This window comes from Sphingobacterium sp. Ag1 (assembly GCF_000988325.1).
Lineage (GTDB): Bacteria > Bacteroidota > Bacteroidia > Sphingobacteriales > Sphingobacteriaceae > Sphingobacterium.
Genome location: NZ_LBGU01000043.1, coordinates 540901 through 556296, shown reverse-complemented (window position 1 = coordinate 556296; position 15396 = coordinate 540901). Strand labels below are relative to the sequence as shown.

The window sequence follows — 15396 nt, the reverse complement described above, 5'->3', positions numbered from 1 at the left end:
TGCTAATTGTTAAAAATCTAAGTTTAAACCAACGGAAAACTTACGTTGGAATGGATAAGCCCAGGCACTACCATCGGTTCCATTGTTGATCGCTTCGGGATCCACATATTTTTTGATCTGTGAGAATTCAAATAGATTCTCTCCCGAAAAGAAAATACGCAAACGTTGAATTTTCCATTTTTCCAGCAACTCATGCGGCAAGGTATACCCCAAAGTGACGTTCTTCAAACGCAGATAAGAGCCATTCAACATATACTGTGTATTGGGAATAGCCAATCCTTTTCCGTCATTGACATCGGCCAACCAAGATTGCAATACCGGATAGCGTGCATCATGATTAGCATCCGCCAAGCCAGCATTCAAGTACGCCTGGGAGTGTTTTGCTCGTTCTTCTGGTGTATCACTGGTTTCTCTATAAAAATCCAAATGCCATGGGTATATATTTGCATAAGGTTGCTGATAAGGACCCCAGAACAAATAATGCCGTGGATAGAAATCTCGTTTCAATACACCCTGTAGAAATACCGAAGCGTCAAATCCACCCCAATTCATGTTGAGGTTAAAACCGATACGGTAGCGATCAGCAGAATTACCAATCACCTGAAGATCTTTCAAATTCGTTTCGGTCAACCCTCTTTCAATTTTACCATTTCCGTCGATATCCTTAAATTTTGGCCAACCATTCACAATATTTAAAGCTCCCCAAGGTACTATGCCTGATTCATCCAGTGCTTTGATTTCATCGGCACTTTTAAACAGTCCATCACCCTGCAAGCCATAGATTGTACCGAACTCATATCCATTGAAATATGTCGACAGCAGACGTTCATCGTTTTTGAATTTTGTAATCTTAGCACGGGAATCAGACAAAACAACCTTCGCATCAAAAGAAAAAGGCTTATTGGCTAATTCAAATTGATCCTTATAAGTCACTGAAAGCTCCCAACCCTTTGTACGCAAATCAGCTGCATTCTGCCTTGGTACGCTTGTCCCCAGTACACCTGGAAGCTCCCGTCCGGCGGTCAACATACCGGTTGTATTACGGATGTAATTATCGTAGCCTACAAAAAACTTATCATTGAAGAGCCCCAAATCAGCTCCAAAGTTTAAAGTAGACACATTTTCCCAGGTATATGAGTTTGGATCAATTGTCAGCGGAGGCGCCCCATTCACGACATATTGTTGATTTCCATTAATAAGGTAGCCTGAAAGGCTGGTTCCCATCGTCTGGATATAAGAGAAGTCGCCTACATTTTGATTTCCCAAACTACCGTATGACGCTCTTAACTTTAGATTGGATACTTTCGGTTTTAATGATTCGAAAAAGGATTCATTGCTAACGATCCAAGCCCCTGAAACGGACGGAAAAAATCCCCAGCGACTTGCTTTAGGAAAACGGGAAGAACCGTCGTAACGTCCTGTACCTTCCAAGATATAACGCTCATTAAAAGTATAATTCAATCGTCCAAAATAGCTTCGCGTCGCATAGGAACTATAACCAGCATTGAGTGTCATTTCTCCCGTAGTCAATCCCAAATAAGGTAAAGTAGAAGAAATTAGATTATTTCGGTTGACATAAGTGGATGAATAAATATACTCTTCTTGGTTATACCCCACCATTGCACCAAAATTATGTTTGCCAATTGTTTTGTTGTAATTCGCATATAGATTAAATACCGTATTTTTCATATCGGCTCGGGATTCATTCACATAGCCGGTTCCTCCCTCTTCACGGATATCATTCGGACCAAAACCAATCTTGAATTTTTTAGCATAACCATTGCCTTTGTAGTATTCTCTTTTAACACTTGCATCGCCAGATATTTTTAGATCGCCATTTAAAAATGTGCCTGTCGCATTGAACGTATTTTGGAAACCAAACGTGTCACCATTGCTTTTTCCACCGTCAGATAGACGAGCAGCCAATCGTCCTGCATCCGTATTTGCCCAAGTGCCATCCGGATTTTTCGCAACCTGAATAGGCGTTAAATAATAGATATCGGTTAAACTTGCCGCCGGACTTTCACGATGTGTATTATATAAGCTAGTGTTATTATCCAATTGCAACCATTTGAATGGAGCAATATTAATTCTTCCCCGTAGTCCTTTACGTGTCCAATAGTCGGCTGCCAATTTACTTAAACCATTTTCCTTCGTATAGTCGCCGGACAAATAATATTTAAAAGGAAGTTCATTCACCTTCGCTCCACCTGAAAAAGTCAAATTGTAGGACTGCGAATGTGCTGCGTTGTTTAGAAAGTACTTATTCCAATTGTTGTTTCCCATATAAGCCCAACGCTTTGGATCTTTAGGATCTATACGTACATCTTCCAAACTGGGATTATCAGAACGTTCCTTTGCCCATTGGTAGTGTTCATCGCTATAATTGACGTAGTCCCAAGGGGTATTATTTGTCGATAATTCCAAAAGTTTAGAGAAGATATACGGATCAGTGACGGGATCAGGCATTTCAGTTGGTTTTCCCCAAGCCGAATTTGTATTAAAAGAAACGGATTGTTTTCCTAGTTTTCCCGATTTAGTGGTAATCAAAATTACACCATAGGTCGCTCTAGCACCATAAATTGCTGATGAAGCTGCATCACGTAAGACCGTGTAAGATTCAATATCAGTGGGATTTAGGCGAATTAAATCGTTAGCATCAGTAGCTGGAATACCATCAATTACAAACAAAGGTGATCCACCATTAATGGAAGTTGTTCCACGAATATTAATATTTGGGATTCCCCCAGGTGTACCATTACCGTAGGTAATATTTAAGCCAGGGCTTACCCCTTGTAGACCTTGCATCACATTAGAAATAGGCCTAGATTCCAAGACTTTGCCCGATATCTGATCTACTGCACCTGTAAGGTTCTTCTTTTGCTTTGTACCAAACCCAACCACAACAACCTCGTCCAAATTAGCCAAATCCTCCTCTAACTGTACATTCAGTTCTTTCTGCCCTTCATAGATTAGCTCTATGCTTTTGTAACCGACCGAAGTAAATAGCAACACCTGATTTTTTTTGAGTTTATTCAACTCGTAGGTCCCTTTATTTGAAGTAGACATTACCGAATTCGGTGCACCTTTAATGGAAACTGTCACCCCTCGAATGGGCTCTCCTTTTCGGTCCGTCACCTTACCATGCGTTTCAAGTTCCTGCGCTTGGACCACACCCGCAAGACAAACAGCTCCAACTACCAGCCCGAGCCGATACCTGAAATTGCGATTCCTCCCTAAGGATTGAAATTGTTGTTTTTTCATAAATATTTGTTATTATTAATTGAAGAGCAAAATAAATGTACTAATATTAAATTAATATTAATCAAAGGTTATATATTGGTTTAAATTTAGTTTTTTACAGGTTATATTTGATAGGTCCCACCTCGGGTCTACCGTCCTTCATTGAATAGACGACTGAAGGACTGGCATCCCTAATCCGTTTTGTCTATTTTTTTCAATATGTTATGTGATACATAAAAGCGTCCCACGACACTATTCAAAAAAATAGATGAACTATGCTGCATTCGTTTCCCAAAAAAGCTGCCCGGTTATGTGTTGAAGACCGATTTATGATGATTTTAATAGTAGAATTTATAGCCCGGAATACAGGCTTTCAGGACGACAAAAGGTTAAGTAAAAATATCAGGACTTTGTTGTTAAAATTACTTGGAGGTATTCTAGGATCGCGGAGAAGGTGAAAAACAATAAAAAAACACCCGAAAGCATGGGGTACTCCGGGTGTTTTAGCCATATTATTAACCTATTTTATGAAAAGTGCCCTTGAATGGGCAACACTAAAATAGAAAATAACTTTGTATAAACAAAATAAAATTTAAAAAAATCATTTTTTATAAATCACTAAACCGGTTAAACATGGAAATTTAGCAGCACGGCTAAAGGATTTCAAGTCCCCTTTTTGTCTAGGAACAAGTTAAAATCAAATTAATATTATCTTAATATATTATAGGGAGATTACAGGGGGTTAACAGGGGTATAACAGGGGGTTAGTAGGGGATTTACCCCTACTAACCCCTTGTTAATACGCTGTAAAAAGATTGTTATTTCCCTATTAATTGGGGATATGAAGGGAACTTGATGCATCCCTTCGCTATCCTTGTGAGATTTTGTTAATTTTAAATCGATCAAGTAACTGTTAGCTATGACCGAACGTGAAATTCTGAGACAACATATCGACAAGACCGTCCAGTTGAACGACGAACAATTCGACTACTTCTTTTCTTTTTTTAAACCGGTCTCCTTTAAAAAGAAACAACAGATTATCAGCATAGGAGATCTGGTCGAACAAGAGTATTTTGTGCTAAATGGTTGTTTAAAGACCTTTTTTACCAACGATGAACAAAAGATGCATATCTTACAGTTTGCCACACAGACCTGGTGGGCTTCTGATTATAATGCATTGCATAATCAGAGCAGGGCTACAGTCAATTTAGATTGTGTAAGCGAGGCAGACACGCTCTGCTTATCGAATGCGGACAGGGAAAAAGTATGTAAGGAAATTCACGAAGTTGAAACCTTTTTCAGATGGCGTTCTAATAAAGGATACATTGGGCTGCAAAAAAGAATAATGTCACTGCTGAACAACAATGCGCGGAGCCGCTACGAGGAACTCATGCAGCAATACCCTGAACTCTATAATCTCGTTCCCAAACATTTGATCGCAGCATATCTGGGCGTTTCCCGCGAAACACTAAGCAGGCTATACCAAGCCAAATAATGTGATCTAGATCACAAAAGCAAAACCATTCTCCAAATTGTGATGTATATCACATAGGGCTCCGGCAATTTATCCCCTACTTTGTACTATCGTTTTAAACATATAATTTTTTAACAGACTTGGTTATTTAATATGAAAAAAGACAAATTAAAAGTATTGGTTGTATTGACATCACATGACCAATTGGGCAATACAGGAGAAAAAACAGGTTTTTGGGTGGAGGAATTTGCAGCGCCTTATTATGTTTTACAAGATGCAGGAGTGGACGTCACCATCGCATCTCCAAAAGGAGGGCAACCACCAATCGATCCTAAAAGTGCGCTCCCAGATTTTCAAACAGAAGCAACCAAACGTTTTGATGCAGATAAGGAGCTCCAAACAAAATTGGCAAATAGCTTAGCTTTGGATACGATCAATGAACAGGACTACGATGCGATTTTCTATCCTGGGGGCCATGGTCCTTTGTGGGATTTAACCAACGATAAGACATCCGTTGCATTGATCGAGTCATTTTGGGCCCACAACAAACCTGTCGCCGCCGTATGCCATGCGCCAGCTGTATTTCGCTATGTCAAGGATAGTAATGGTCAGCCACTGGTCAAAGGTAAAAAAGTTACCGGATTTTCAAATAGCGAGGAAGAAGCGGTTCAACTAACGGCTGTTGTTCCCTTTTTAGTGGAAGATGAACTCGTAAAATTGGGTGCACAGTACAGCAAAGGGGAAGATTGGCATAGTTATGTAGTCAAAGATGGCCATCTCATTACCGGGCAAAACCCTGCGTCTTCGGAAGAAACTGCTAAAGCTTTGTTTACTCTATTGAGCAATTCCTAGCAATAAACTAATCAAAAAATAAGTAAGGACTGTTGTCATCGAAATAGTCCTTGCTTATTTTTTGACAAAGCATCAACATCCTCTTCCAATTGAAATCTATGATCCTTGCAACTCTTCAGGATAAGAACTATTTGCAAAATGACTTTAATCTTTGTCTTCAAGTTCAAACAATTCTTCAACACTACGCTCAAGCACATGGGAGATTTTTAACGAAAGTACAGTGGAAGGAATATATTTTTCGGCTTCCAGCGCATTGATGGTTTGCCTGCTTACACCCACCAAATTTGCGAGCTGTTCCTGTGAGTAGTTTTTTATTAATCGATGGATTCTTATCTTATTCTTCATGTTCCGATCTCCTATTCATCTTCCAGATATTTACCTTAAAAATCGTAATATAGGCAAGCAATAATAAATGTGCAAATAGAAACGAAAAACTAATAAACGTTTTTCCATAAACAAATATCATAACAAGCGTACTCAACACAATCATGACGATTACTGACCATGACCAACTATACAAGCGTATTGAATTGATCATTTCATCTTCCACTTTACGTCGTGTAAAAGCAAAACATGATAATCCGAGCAGCATTGTCAACATGATCAGGGTCAACAAAACATCGACTTCCATAATTTCAAAGAATCCAATTGGACTCAATGGCGTATCATTGATGAAAACAAAGGTTTTAATAAATATTCCTCCCGGATCAGATCTATCCCGAAACGAATCCAAAAAGTACAGTCCTAGACTGATTACAACAAACAAGAAGCCAATCCAGCGAAAATAACGGGGCAATAAAGGGATTTTTTTCATAATACAATAAGTTTATCAGTTTATTCAAATGTAAAAAATATCATACATTATGACAAATATATTTTACATAAAGACAAATATATTTTACATTAAATTTACGATAACGCTAATGATAACAGTTCCTTTAAAGAAATAGGATTTCAAAAAAAAGCCAGCTGCATGCAGCTGGCTTTGGCCGTTTATATTTTTTGTGAGCAATATTTAAAAACCGGCTCCATTTATCTGTACATTCTCCCCTCCTTTTTTGAGGTTGGCTGCATCTTGTTGGATTTTAAAATATTGTGCCGCTGGGCAGGCCATCTGCGTCATCCGTCCCGCATGCATAGGTACTTCGATCACTTGCTTTGCATCATAGCGGAGTAAAGTGCTGTAGGACCAAATCGCTTCCAATACTTTCGTTTTTGTTGCCTGCACAGGTTTTCCTTCATTGGCCACCTGATCAATGGCGTTCACTCGTTTAAACTCCCCCAATCCACCCAAGGTATATCCTGCACTTTCAAACGTAGCTTCATATTTCTTGCCGTTACCCTGTATAGCAAATTTTAATATGCCTGGACCAACAATTTCCAATGTCATCAGCACCTTTTCGCCAGGATACCAATAATATTCGTCTTGTGCCGGTGCATTTTGATAAAGACTTGCTTGACCAGAGCTGTGTGCTGCCCTTCGCAAAAAAGGTCGGAAAGCCCGCCTGTCTTCGGTCACATTTCCTTTTTCATCTTTTATAACTTCCCAGGTAAGGCCAATATCCGTTTCTTGTCCCCCCATGTTACCGCCCATATAAACAGAGGGGTTATCCAGGTATTGCTTGGGTTTGCCCGGGTTCAATCGCGCCGGATCAAATTCCATCTTTGGTAAGGTAACTTCGGCCTTAATGCCGACCCAGACATCTGTACTGGAAACGACTTTTCGATAGTAGGCTCCTTGAAAACAAGCTTTTGAAGAAGCCGGACGCACCTCATTTTTGAGATACTCATTCCCATCAACACCTACAACCGGAAATTCTGGTTTAACAAATTCATTTTTTGCACTGCAGGCGGTCAAGCTTAGTAAAAAAAGTAAGCGTATGTGTTTCATTATTTCTTCGGATCAATGGGTACAAAAATTAATGGGGTCGGTAGGCAGGAAGCTCCCGGAGGAGAATAGGTGAATTCAATTTCCTGTATTTCCTTCTTCGGGTCGGGCCAATAAGTTTCGATTAGAATTGCCTCTGGATAACCTTTTGTAATCAGCGCATTTTTGGGATATTGCATCACGGTCTTTTGACCATCTTTACCCACAAGTTCCATGGTCAGCCCCATGCCACCACACCATTGGTTGTCTCCGGAACGGCTGTTCCAGCTAACCAAAGCTAATCCTTTTCCGTCTGTACTCTTCCATTTGATCTTTGTTTTATACAGCACACCATAGTTTCCGGCATTCTTGGCAAATTCTTTTTTCGCACCAATCGTTCCCGTGATCCATGGATCGTCCTGCCCGTCGGCCACAATCAGCTGCACTGCTCCTTTTTTGGTATCGAGCGTATCCGTCGGATTAATCTGATAATTAGAAATCGGAAAAATACCGCGACCAGCGTTTGCGTGACTATGAGGAATCAAGGTCTTGATCCGCGGAAACACTTTTGGCCCAGACTCATCTGGAGCAAATTGAATGACAGCGATCTGCGCCGGCTGGTCAACCACAAACTCATAAAACCCATGGACAAGTTCATCGTATTGTACCAGCTGTTTTTCCAGTTTTTCATCGATAGCCATTACTTCTCCTGGTTTAAGCACTTTCACCTGATTGTTTACAGCAGATAAAAAGTAGTCCTCAAGCCCCTTCTTTCCAATTTCAAAATAGTTTGAACTCGGTTTTTGTGAAGCATACTTCAGCATGCGAAAATGCATATTTTCATGGCCTAGATTTTTAATGACCGCTGAAATCTTACGCGGCATTTTTTGTGGTTCTTTAACACCATTGACGTTATAGACATACAACCTAACAGCCCCAGGGTCAACCGTCTCCTGTAATGCAATAGCCTCAGGAACACGAATATACTCGGGATCATCAGATATGATATACTGCGGTCCCGGTAATACGGTCTTTGTGTAAGGCAACTTAGGAAAGTCCGTTTTTAGAAAATCCTCCAACAGGACGATATCGCCTTTATTTGCGCTGACAATCTTTTTGGACACGCTACTTAAATCATTTTTTTGTGCAAATCCAACTTTACACGAAACTAAACCTAACATCAACAATAAGCTTGTTTTGATGTGCTTGTTCATAATTTTATTTTTTTACGAATGAATACAATGTTCCTCCACTGCAACACAAGCTGCATGAAGGAACGATTATTTTAATTTGAATCGGCATAAATTGTAAACTCCTGCGCAACGAGATAACCAAAGGTTGTCAACATATACACCTGAAGCCTTTGTCCATTTTCTGAGGTTCCCATACAGATGTCGCTGGTTGCATTACCGTTGGTACCGCCAGTAAACAGTTCCGACTCATAAACACGCAATTGGTTATAGGTAGGTGAACTCAGTGTGGTACCAATGCGGGCTCGATCGCTAATATCATAGACATACATCTGCCCGATCTCATTGCTTCCAAACAATTTGACCTGAGCCAAAATATCTGCATTGTTAAAACGCTGAAAGGCGATACCACCATTCATGGCAGTACCGGTAATTGCCGGGAATGCTGCTAGCCGCCCCCATGTACTTCCCGAAACATAAGCAAGTTCGGCGTTAGTGCTCGCGATCAGTTCGGCGTTAGCGCCGACCCCTAAAGGAAGATATTCCGGTAGAAAGCCTAATGATGCCGCACCATCCTTATATTCCAGGACATCGGCAGCGGTAGATTTTATCTGGCCATTTTCGACTGTCCAACGCAGGAGGTAACGACTGGTTGCAACCGAAGCAAGTAACTGACCGTTTCCGTCCATATCCCCTACCCAGTTAAGTTTACGACCGATATTGCCATCGCCGGCAGCTACCGCAGCAGGTTTGCTATAAGGTAGATCCAATAACTTGACAGGACTGGTATCAAAAACATCTTTGTATTTGTATAACACAAAGCTCTGTCCATTCGGCGTATAAGTTCCTAGCATAAATCGTCCTTTTTCATCGCTCACACCTTGGAAGATCAAGCGACCTGCCGGGAAAGGATTTGTTAGGTTATGGGAATAAGCTCCTGTGAAACGGTTGTACACCTTAAATACAGATGGTGAAGTCCGGCTCACAATCACCAAGTAATCGCCACTCACAAAACAGGACGTTTCACTATTTGCAGTGAAGCCCAAGTCTGCCGCTTTCTTCAGGAACAAGCGCCGGCTAATGCCCACCCCTTTTTCAAGTTTGACAGGTTCTTTAACAACCAATTTGAGCTGCCGCTTGATATTTCCGGCTCCAGAAATCGTCAGGGGTACTTCTGCACCGTTTGCCAAATTGACCTGACCACCGCTTGCTATTGAACCACTTGAATGCTTGTTGATGACGTAACTCAGGCTAGTTTGCGAAAGATCCATGCCCGGCACCACATAAAACGTCACCGTATTCCCGTTTAGGATCCCCTCAACCTCATTGACCTTTTGTTCGCTGTCTTTAAATGTAATTTTGACTCCCGAAATATCCGTATTGCCTTTCTTCTCGGCAATGACCACATAATCCTTTGCGTCACCGTTTCCCGCGGTGACAGTAATTTTCTTGGGTGCCGTCAAGTCTGTAAATCCATTTAAACCCGGCGTCACCTGGGCATCAGCTGGAACGGAAGCACGCAACATCAGTCGCGAAAGATCTACTTCATTGTCCGAATCGATCGGATAATAATAATCTACGTGCAAATACACCGTATCATTGCTGATCGTACTCAAGAAGAGGCGATCTTGCCCTTTCCCATCAATCGTAGCGTAAAAATCCATCAATTGATTTTTCACATTCCGCTCCAGATAATTAGGTTTTTGACATCCTCCCAAAAGGATTGCACAGGCCCATAAACTATAAAATTTTATTTTGTCCATTGTTAGTCTTTATTATTTTTACCAACCTTTAATTTGAGTCAACGCACCGTTCAACTGCACTTCATTTTCAGGTATGGGCAGATAATATAATTTTGTACTGAAACTTCTGTTGGTTGCGTCTGCTGAGACAACTTCATACGTTAATCCTGTTGCGTTCGGACTGATCTTATGCCCTGTAAACTTCACATTATCCAACAGGAGGTGAGCTTTTCGCCAACGGCGCAAATCCCAAAAACGGTGTCCCTCGAAAGCGAGTTCAACTTTACGCTCATGCTCTACAGCGGCCATTGCCTGATTATTATTGGCAAGGCTAAGAGCATTAAGTCCACGTTTCTGGCGGAGCTGATTGATGTAGGTTGTTGCTGAGGCAAAATCGCCCAATTGCGCTTTCGCTTCCGCCATAATCAACAAGACCTCGGCATAGCGCATTTCGATCCAGCTTTGTGTACTCTTATTTTGAACGAATGTCGTGTTTGTAGGATCAAGCATTTTGCGTACATAGTATCCCGTAACGGTACGTTTGGGGTCGCCACTCGCGCCAAATGTTGTAAATCCTTCTATCGCATCGGTCGTCGACGTATTCAATGTTCTTCCTTTCCAGGTTGCACCATTGTACAAGATCGTCGCATAGAAACGAGGTTCACGATTTGTATAGGGAGCCGCTGCCTGCGCAGCATTCTGCCAGGAGAATTTGGATCCGTCGGCCATTTCAAATTCATTGACCAGTTCCGCGGTTGGTACACCATAAACCAATGTATTACCCGGAGCATCCCGAGGTGGAGCATAGCCCAGGTCGTATTGATGCGTTACATCAGGTGCTGCAAAATCTACCCGAAAGATTGCTTCCTTTGTATTTTTATTGGTAAAAATGCCTGCAAAATTATCGTCCAAGGCATAGAGTCCCCCATTAGCCATATCGATGACTTTTTGCGCTGCATCGGCTGATTTTTTAAAATACTCCGCGCTCCTCGCCTGTGAAATACCCGTCAAAGGATCCTGATTGAACTGCTTGAGATCATATTTAGCAATAGAGCCTGCATACAGTCCTACACGCGCCATCAAGGTATAAGCCGCGCCCTGGGTAGCCCTGCCGGCAAGATTGTTGAGCGGAAGATGATCCACTGCAAATTGGAGATCCTCCAGGATAAAATCATAAACGGCTTCCTCACTGGAGCGTTCGTGATCTTTTTCAGTATACTGATCCATACTCTTGAATAGAATCACGCTTCCATGGATCTTTGCCAGCCAGAAATAGGCATATGCCCGCACGAACCTGCCCTCAGCCTCATAAACCTGTTTTTGAGCATCGGAAAGAGTGGACTTCGTGTTAATCCCACTGATCATTTCGTTGATACGACGGATACGTTCATATCCGCTCGCCCAATAATTCAGACCCACGCTCGCGGAAGAAAACTGGTTTGAGTTGGATACAAGAATATTGACTGTACCATTCCCTGCCGTATTTGAGGTAAATTTCATTCCATCGGCTAAGGCATCCATTGCATTGTCATAGCCTAAATTGGGAAATTGACCAAACTGGAATTTTTTAAATTCAGCATAGATGCCCGATACATATAGTTCGGCCGAATTGGGGTCAGCCCATACTTTCTCTTCTGCGATCCGGTCCTGTGGAATTAGATCGACAGAGCAACCTTGCAACGCCATAAACAACAGGCCTAAAAATGAAAGTTGCCGACAGCTGGTATATAGAGTTGATTTCATCTGAAATAGTAATTTTTAGGAGATTAAAAAGTAACGCTTAAGCCAAATTCAAAAATCCGTTGCTGCGGATAAAATCCATTATTGACATTTGGCATTTCGGGATCGAGGTATTTCAGGTAATCCCATGTGAAAAGGTTTGAGCCCGAAGCAAACACACGTACATGTTCAATCTTCGCGGCATTCAGCAATCCTTTCGGGAATGTGTAGCCCAACTGCACGGATTTAAGTCGCAGATAATCGCCTTTTCTGATCCATCCTGAATTGGCATTTGCATTGTTCGTCGACATTCCTGTTGCTTTATAGGCACTCATACGTGGAAATTCGGCGTTCGGATTGTCTTCACGCCAGGAGTTTTCAACCAAGAAATAAGGGGAGTTTCCATAGTTGTAAAAAGGACGCGTAAAAGGTGTATTATCCTCTACCCCTGAAGTTCCTGACGATCCTTCGTACGCTCCTGCGAGGGCAACATCAACTCGTGCGGCACCTTGCAACAATGCCGAAAAGTCGAAGCCTTTATAAGCCATATCGAAATTCAAACCAAATGTTAATTCAGGTACGTTGGAGCGTCCAATATAGGTCATATCGTCCGTTCGGGTAATCCGCCCGTCGCCATTCAAATCTTTAAATTTGAAAAAACCAGGAGCCATAAATCCCGAACTTGGTGAAGGTGTGTTACGGGCTTCCTCCCAGGTCTGCACCATCCCTTCTTTGACAAAGCCGATTTTTGTTCCGATCGGTTTGCCGATGAGACTCTGCCAAGAAGGAATCCCATTGGCTTCATCGAGTTTCAGATACCTGTTTTTCGCCCAGTTGATATTCCCGGTCAGACCCAATTTAAATTCGCCAAAATGGTCGTTATAACGCAATTGCGCATCGAACCCACGGTTATCAACTTCGCCTATATTGGCCAAAATCGGAAAATATCCACCTATCGACGCTGGATAAAGGTTTCCTACCTGTCCCAGAATACCGGAAGTATAACGGTAGAACCATTCGAAATCAAAACCAAACTTGCCATTTAAAAACCTTGATTCAAAACCCACGTTTGATGTGGTGGACTCTTCCCATTTCAACAAAGGATTTTGAGGTGCATTGGTATATAAAGCTTTGACCGGTTTGCCGTCTATGACAATGACTGGTGTTGTATTTTGCGAAAGGGTATTAATGTAAGGGAAACTACCCACCTGCGCACGATCATTGCCAGTACGCCCAATAGATCCTTTTAATTTAAGGAAATCTGCAAAAGGGACAGCTTCCTTAAAGAAGGACTCATTTGAGACAACCCAGCCCAATCCAATGGCCGGAAAAGATTTCCAGCGGTTTTCCTTGGCAAAGTTAGCGGAGGCATCCCAACGCGACACCAACTCCACTAAATAACGATCGCGGAAAGCATAATTCAGTCGCGTCACAAATCCCGCCCGTGCAGATTCCGCATCACTGGAACCTGTAGACTTGATAATATCTTCCTGGGAAGCCGAACCATAGTTTATTTCCTGAATAATACTGATCGGAAAATTACTTGCGCCGGCACCAAATTGATTACCATGAGTTTTTGCATATTCATATAAACCTAACACACCGATGCTATGATCACCAAAAGTCCGGTTGTAATTTAAACTCGCTTGCCATGTGCTTCGGTAGCTAGCCGCAAAGCTCTGACGAAGGGATGTTTTGGTGATCCCGGGCAATGTGGTCATGGCTACGAAATCGCCTGCAACCTGGTCCCGCTGTCTTCCCATCGTCGGATACGGTGTCAGCCAAGATTTGGATTCATCCGAATTATAGTCGTACGCACCCTGAACTTTTGCCAGCAAACCTGTTACTCCTGGAATTTTAAAATCGATGTTTGCCGTTCCCTGAAAGATATTGCTTTTGAGCTTCTGATAGCCCGAATTTGCTACCGAAGCAATTGGATTGACCCAGCCTGCTCCGGCCTGATACGCTACTGGGAGTCCATTTGGAGCATACATTGGCAGATTTGGCAGCATCCGAACAGCCTGGTAAAATGGATTCATATAGGCCGAGTTGTCGGGTGAAATACCCGGTAAATTGGTATTCTGATTACGCAAACCAATGTTCAAACCCACCGTCAGGTATTCATTAAGCTCACTTTTAAGGTTTGTACGGATGTTGTAGCGTTTGAAATTGGTATTATCGATCACCCCATCCTGGTTCATGTGGCTGACCGATGCAAAATACTGCGTTTTGCTCGCTCCACCAGAAATTGTCGCGGCATGATGTTGCGAATAGCTATTATTATCTGCCAATAGTCCAATCCAATCGGTGTTGCCAAACAAGGGATTGGTATTGGTTCCATTTGAGACCGCATCGATAAGTTCCTGCGTGTAGATGTATGGTGCTTCAGTTTGCTTCGTATTTCGAAGAAAATCATTGTCCAATTCTGTCCCTTTATTGTACCAGTTCATATAATCCGGTCCATTGAGGAATTTTGGAAAGCGGGTATTTTGGCCAATGCTATATCCAAAGTCATAGGTTACTTTGGTCTGCTCCTTTCGTCCATTTTTTGTTTTAACCAATATAATACCATTGGCAGCCTGTACACCATAAGCCGCTGTGGAGACGGCGTCCTTTAAAAAGGAAATGGTTTCAATCTCACTTGGATCCAGATAAGCTAAGGTAGAAAGTGGGCGCTCGATATCATCGACAATCACCAAAGGACTTCGATTACCACCATAAGTCCCCACTCCGCGCAGATATAATGTCGCATTGTCTGCTCCAGGGCGTCCTGATTGTTGCAATGCTGTCAATCCGGGAACACGCCCTACAAGTGCATTGGTCAAGTTCATCGACGGGGCTTTCTTGAGCTGGTCACCTCCAATCTGTACGACAGATCCAACGACATTGTTCTTTTTTTGCGTACCATAAGCCACAACAACAACCTCATCAATCTGACGTTCATCGGGCTGCAAAACAAAACTCTGTGTGCCGGCAACTGTAATCTTTCGCGACTGCGACAAATAGCCGATATAACTTACCTGAAGTTCGGCTGGCAATCGGTCCACCTGCAGCGTAAAACCTCCCTTTTGATCCGTCCGCGTTGTTGCAGAAGTTCCCACTACTTTAACCGTTGCCCCAGCAATAGGCTGTTCATCGTGATTGCGTACGGTACCGTTTACAATGGATTGGGCAAAGCTTATTGCGGATTGCATAAAAACAATAAGTAATCCCAAAGCCTTAAAAAGATACCTGCGTTTTACATGTGTTGGTTTCATAATTTAGGAATGAAAAAATAGTGTTATGTTAAAAAATAGTATTTATGGTCAC

General features: G+C 42.1%; 10 protein-coding genes. 2 read left to right on the top strand and 8 right to left on the bottom strand.

Annotated features, from left to right (window positions below; genetic code table 11):
- Positions 1-9: 9 nt before the first annotated feature.
- Positions 10-3264: a SusC/RagA family TonB-linked outer membrane protein gene (locus AAW12_RS19760; protein WP_084823243.1), complete on the bottom strand. Its 3255-nt coding sequence runs from the start codon at positions 3262-3264 to the stop codon at positions 10-12.
- A gap of 898 nt (positions 3265-4162) precedes the next feature.
- Here AAW12_RS19760 and AAW12_RS19755 point away from each other — a divergent pair.
- Both AAW12_RS19755 and AAW12_RS19750 read left to right on the top strand, forming a co-directional pair.
- On the top strand, positions 4163-4738 hold the full coding sequence (locus AAW12_RS19755; RefSeq protein ID WP_046675321.1) for a Crp/Fnr family transcriptional regulator: 576 nt from the start codon (positions 4163-4165) through the stop codon (positions 4736-4738).
- 132 nt (positions 4739-4870) lie between these two features.
- A complete protein-coding gene (locus AAW12_RS19750; RefSeq protein ID WP_046675320.1) occupies positions 4871-5569 on the top strand; it encodes a type 1 glutamine amidotransferase domain-containing protein in 699 nt (232 codons plus the stop codon).
- A gap of 144 nt (positions 5570-5713) precedes the next feature.
- On the opposite strand, the gene AAW12_RS19745 is transcribed toward AAW12_RS19750, so the two are convergent.
- From AAW12_RS19745 to AAW12_RS19715, 7 genes are all read right to left on the bottom strand, one after another.
- Positions 5714-5914 (bottom strand): helix-turn-helix transcriptional regulator, encoded by a 201-nt coding sequence (locus tag AAW12_RS19745; protein ID WP_046675319.1) that lies wholly within the window; start codon positions 5912-5914, stop codon positions 5714-5716.
- On the bottom strand, positions 5904-6383 hold the full coding sequence (locus AAW12_RS19740; RefSeq protein WP_046675318.1) for a hypothetical protein: 480 nt from the start codon (positions 6381-6383) through the stop codon (positions 5904-5906). The genes AAW12_RS19745 and AAW12_RS19740 overlap by 11 nt, the downstream gene beginning before the upstream one ends.
- 201 nt (positions 6384-6584) lie before the next feature.
- Positions 6585-7460: a hypothetical protein gene (locus AAW12_RS19735; protein WP_046675317.1), complete on the bottom strand. Its 876-nt coding sequence runs from the start codon at positions 7458-7460 to the stop codon at positions 6585-6587.
- The gene (locus AAW12_RS19730; protein WP_046675316.1) at positions 7460-8650 is read right to left on the bottom strand and encodes a hypothetical protein; all 1191 of its coding nucleotides are present in this window, start codon (positions 8648-8650) and stop codon (positions 7460-7462) included. The genes AAW12_RS19735 and AAW12_RS19730 overlap by 1 nt, the downstream gene beginning before the upstream one ends.
- 71 nt (positions 8651-8721) lie before the next feature.
- A complete protein-coding gene (locus AAW12_RS19725) occupies positions 8722-10389 on the bottom strand; it encodes a DUF5018 domain-containing protein (RefSeq protein ID WP_046675315.1) in 1668 nt (555 codons plus the stop codon).
- Between the two features lie 18 nt (positions 10390-10407).
- Entirely contained in the window at positions 10408-12111 is a 1704-nt protein-coding gene (locus AAW12_RS19720; protein ID WP_084823242.1) for a RagB/SusD family nutrient uptake outer membrane protein, read from the bottom strand.
- A gap of 23 nt (positions 12112-12134) precedes the next feature.
- Positions 12135-15344, bottom strand: a complete 3210-nt coding sequence (locus AAW12_RS19715; RefSeq protein ID WP_046675313.1) for a SusC/RagA family TonB-linked outer membrane protein — start codon at positions 15342-15344, stop codon at positions 12135-12137.
- Positions 15345-15396 lie beyond the last annotated feature (52 nt).

Excerpts from the sequence above, each read along its gene's own strand:
- AAW12_RS19760 (WP_084823243.1), bottom strand. The coding sequence starts at position 3,264 with ATGAAAAAACAACAATTTCAATCCTTAGGGAGGAATCGCAATTTCAGG.
- AAW12_RS19755 (WP_046675321.1), top strand. The coding sequence starts at position 4,163 with ATGACCGAACGTGAAATTCTGAGACAACATATCGACAAGACCGTCCAG.
- AAW12_RS19750 (WP_046675320.1), top strand. The coding sequence starts at position 4,871 with ATGAAAAAAGACAAATTAAAAGTATTGGTTGTATTGACATCACATGAC.
- AAW12_RS19745 (WP_046675319.1), bottom strand. The coding sequence starts at position 5,914 with ATGAAGAATAAGATAAGAATCCATCGATTAATAAAAAACTACTCACAG.
- AAW12_RS19740 (WP_046675318.1), bottom strand. The coding sequence starts at position 6,383 with ATGAAAAAAATCCCTTTATTGCCCCGTTATTTTCGCTGGATTGGCTTC.
- AAW12_RS19735 (WP_046675317.1), bottom strand. The coding sequence starts at position 7,460 with ATGAAACACATACGCTTACTTTTTTTACTAAGCTTGACCGCCTGCAGT.
- AAW12_RS19730 (WP_046675316.1), bottom strand. The coding sequence starts at position 8,650 with ATGAACAAGCACATCAAAACAAGCTTATTGTTGATGTTAGGTTTAGTT.
- AAW12_RS19725 (WP_046675315.1), bottom strand. The coding sequence starts at position 10,389 with ATGGACAAAATAAAATTTTATAGTTTATGGGCCTGTGCAATCCTTTTG.
- AAW12_RS19720 (WP_084823242.1), bottom strand. The coding sequence starts at position 12,111 with ATGAAATCAACTCTATATACCAGCTGTCGGCAACTTTCATTTTTAGGC.
- AAW12_RS19715 (WP_046675313.1), bottom strand. The coding sequence starts at position 15,344 with ATGAAACCAACACATGTAAAACGCAGGTATCTTTTTAAGGCTTTGGGA.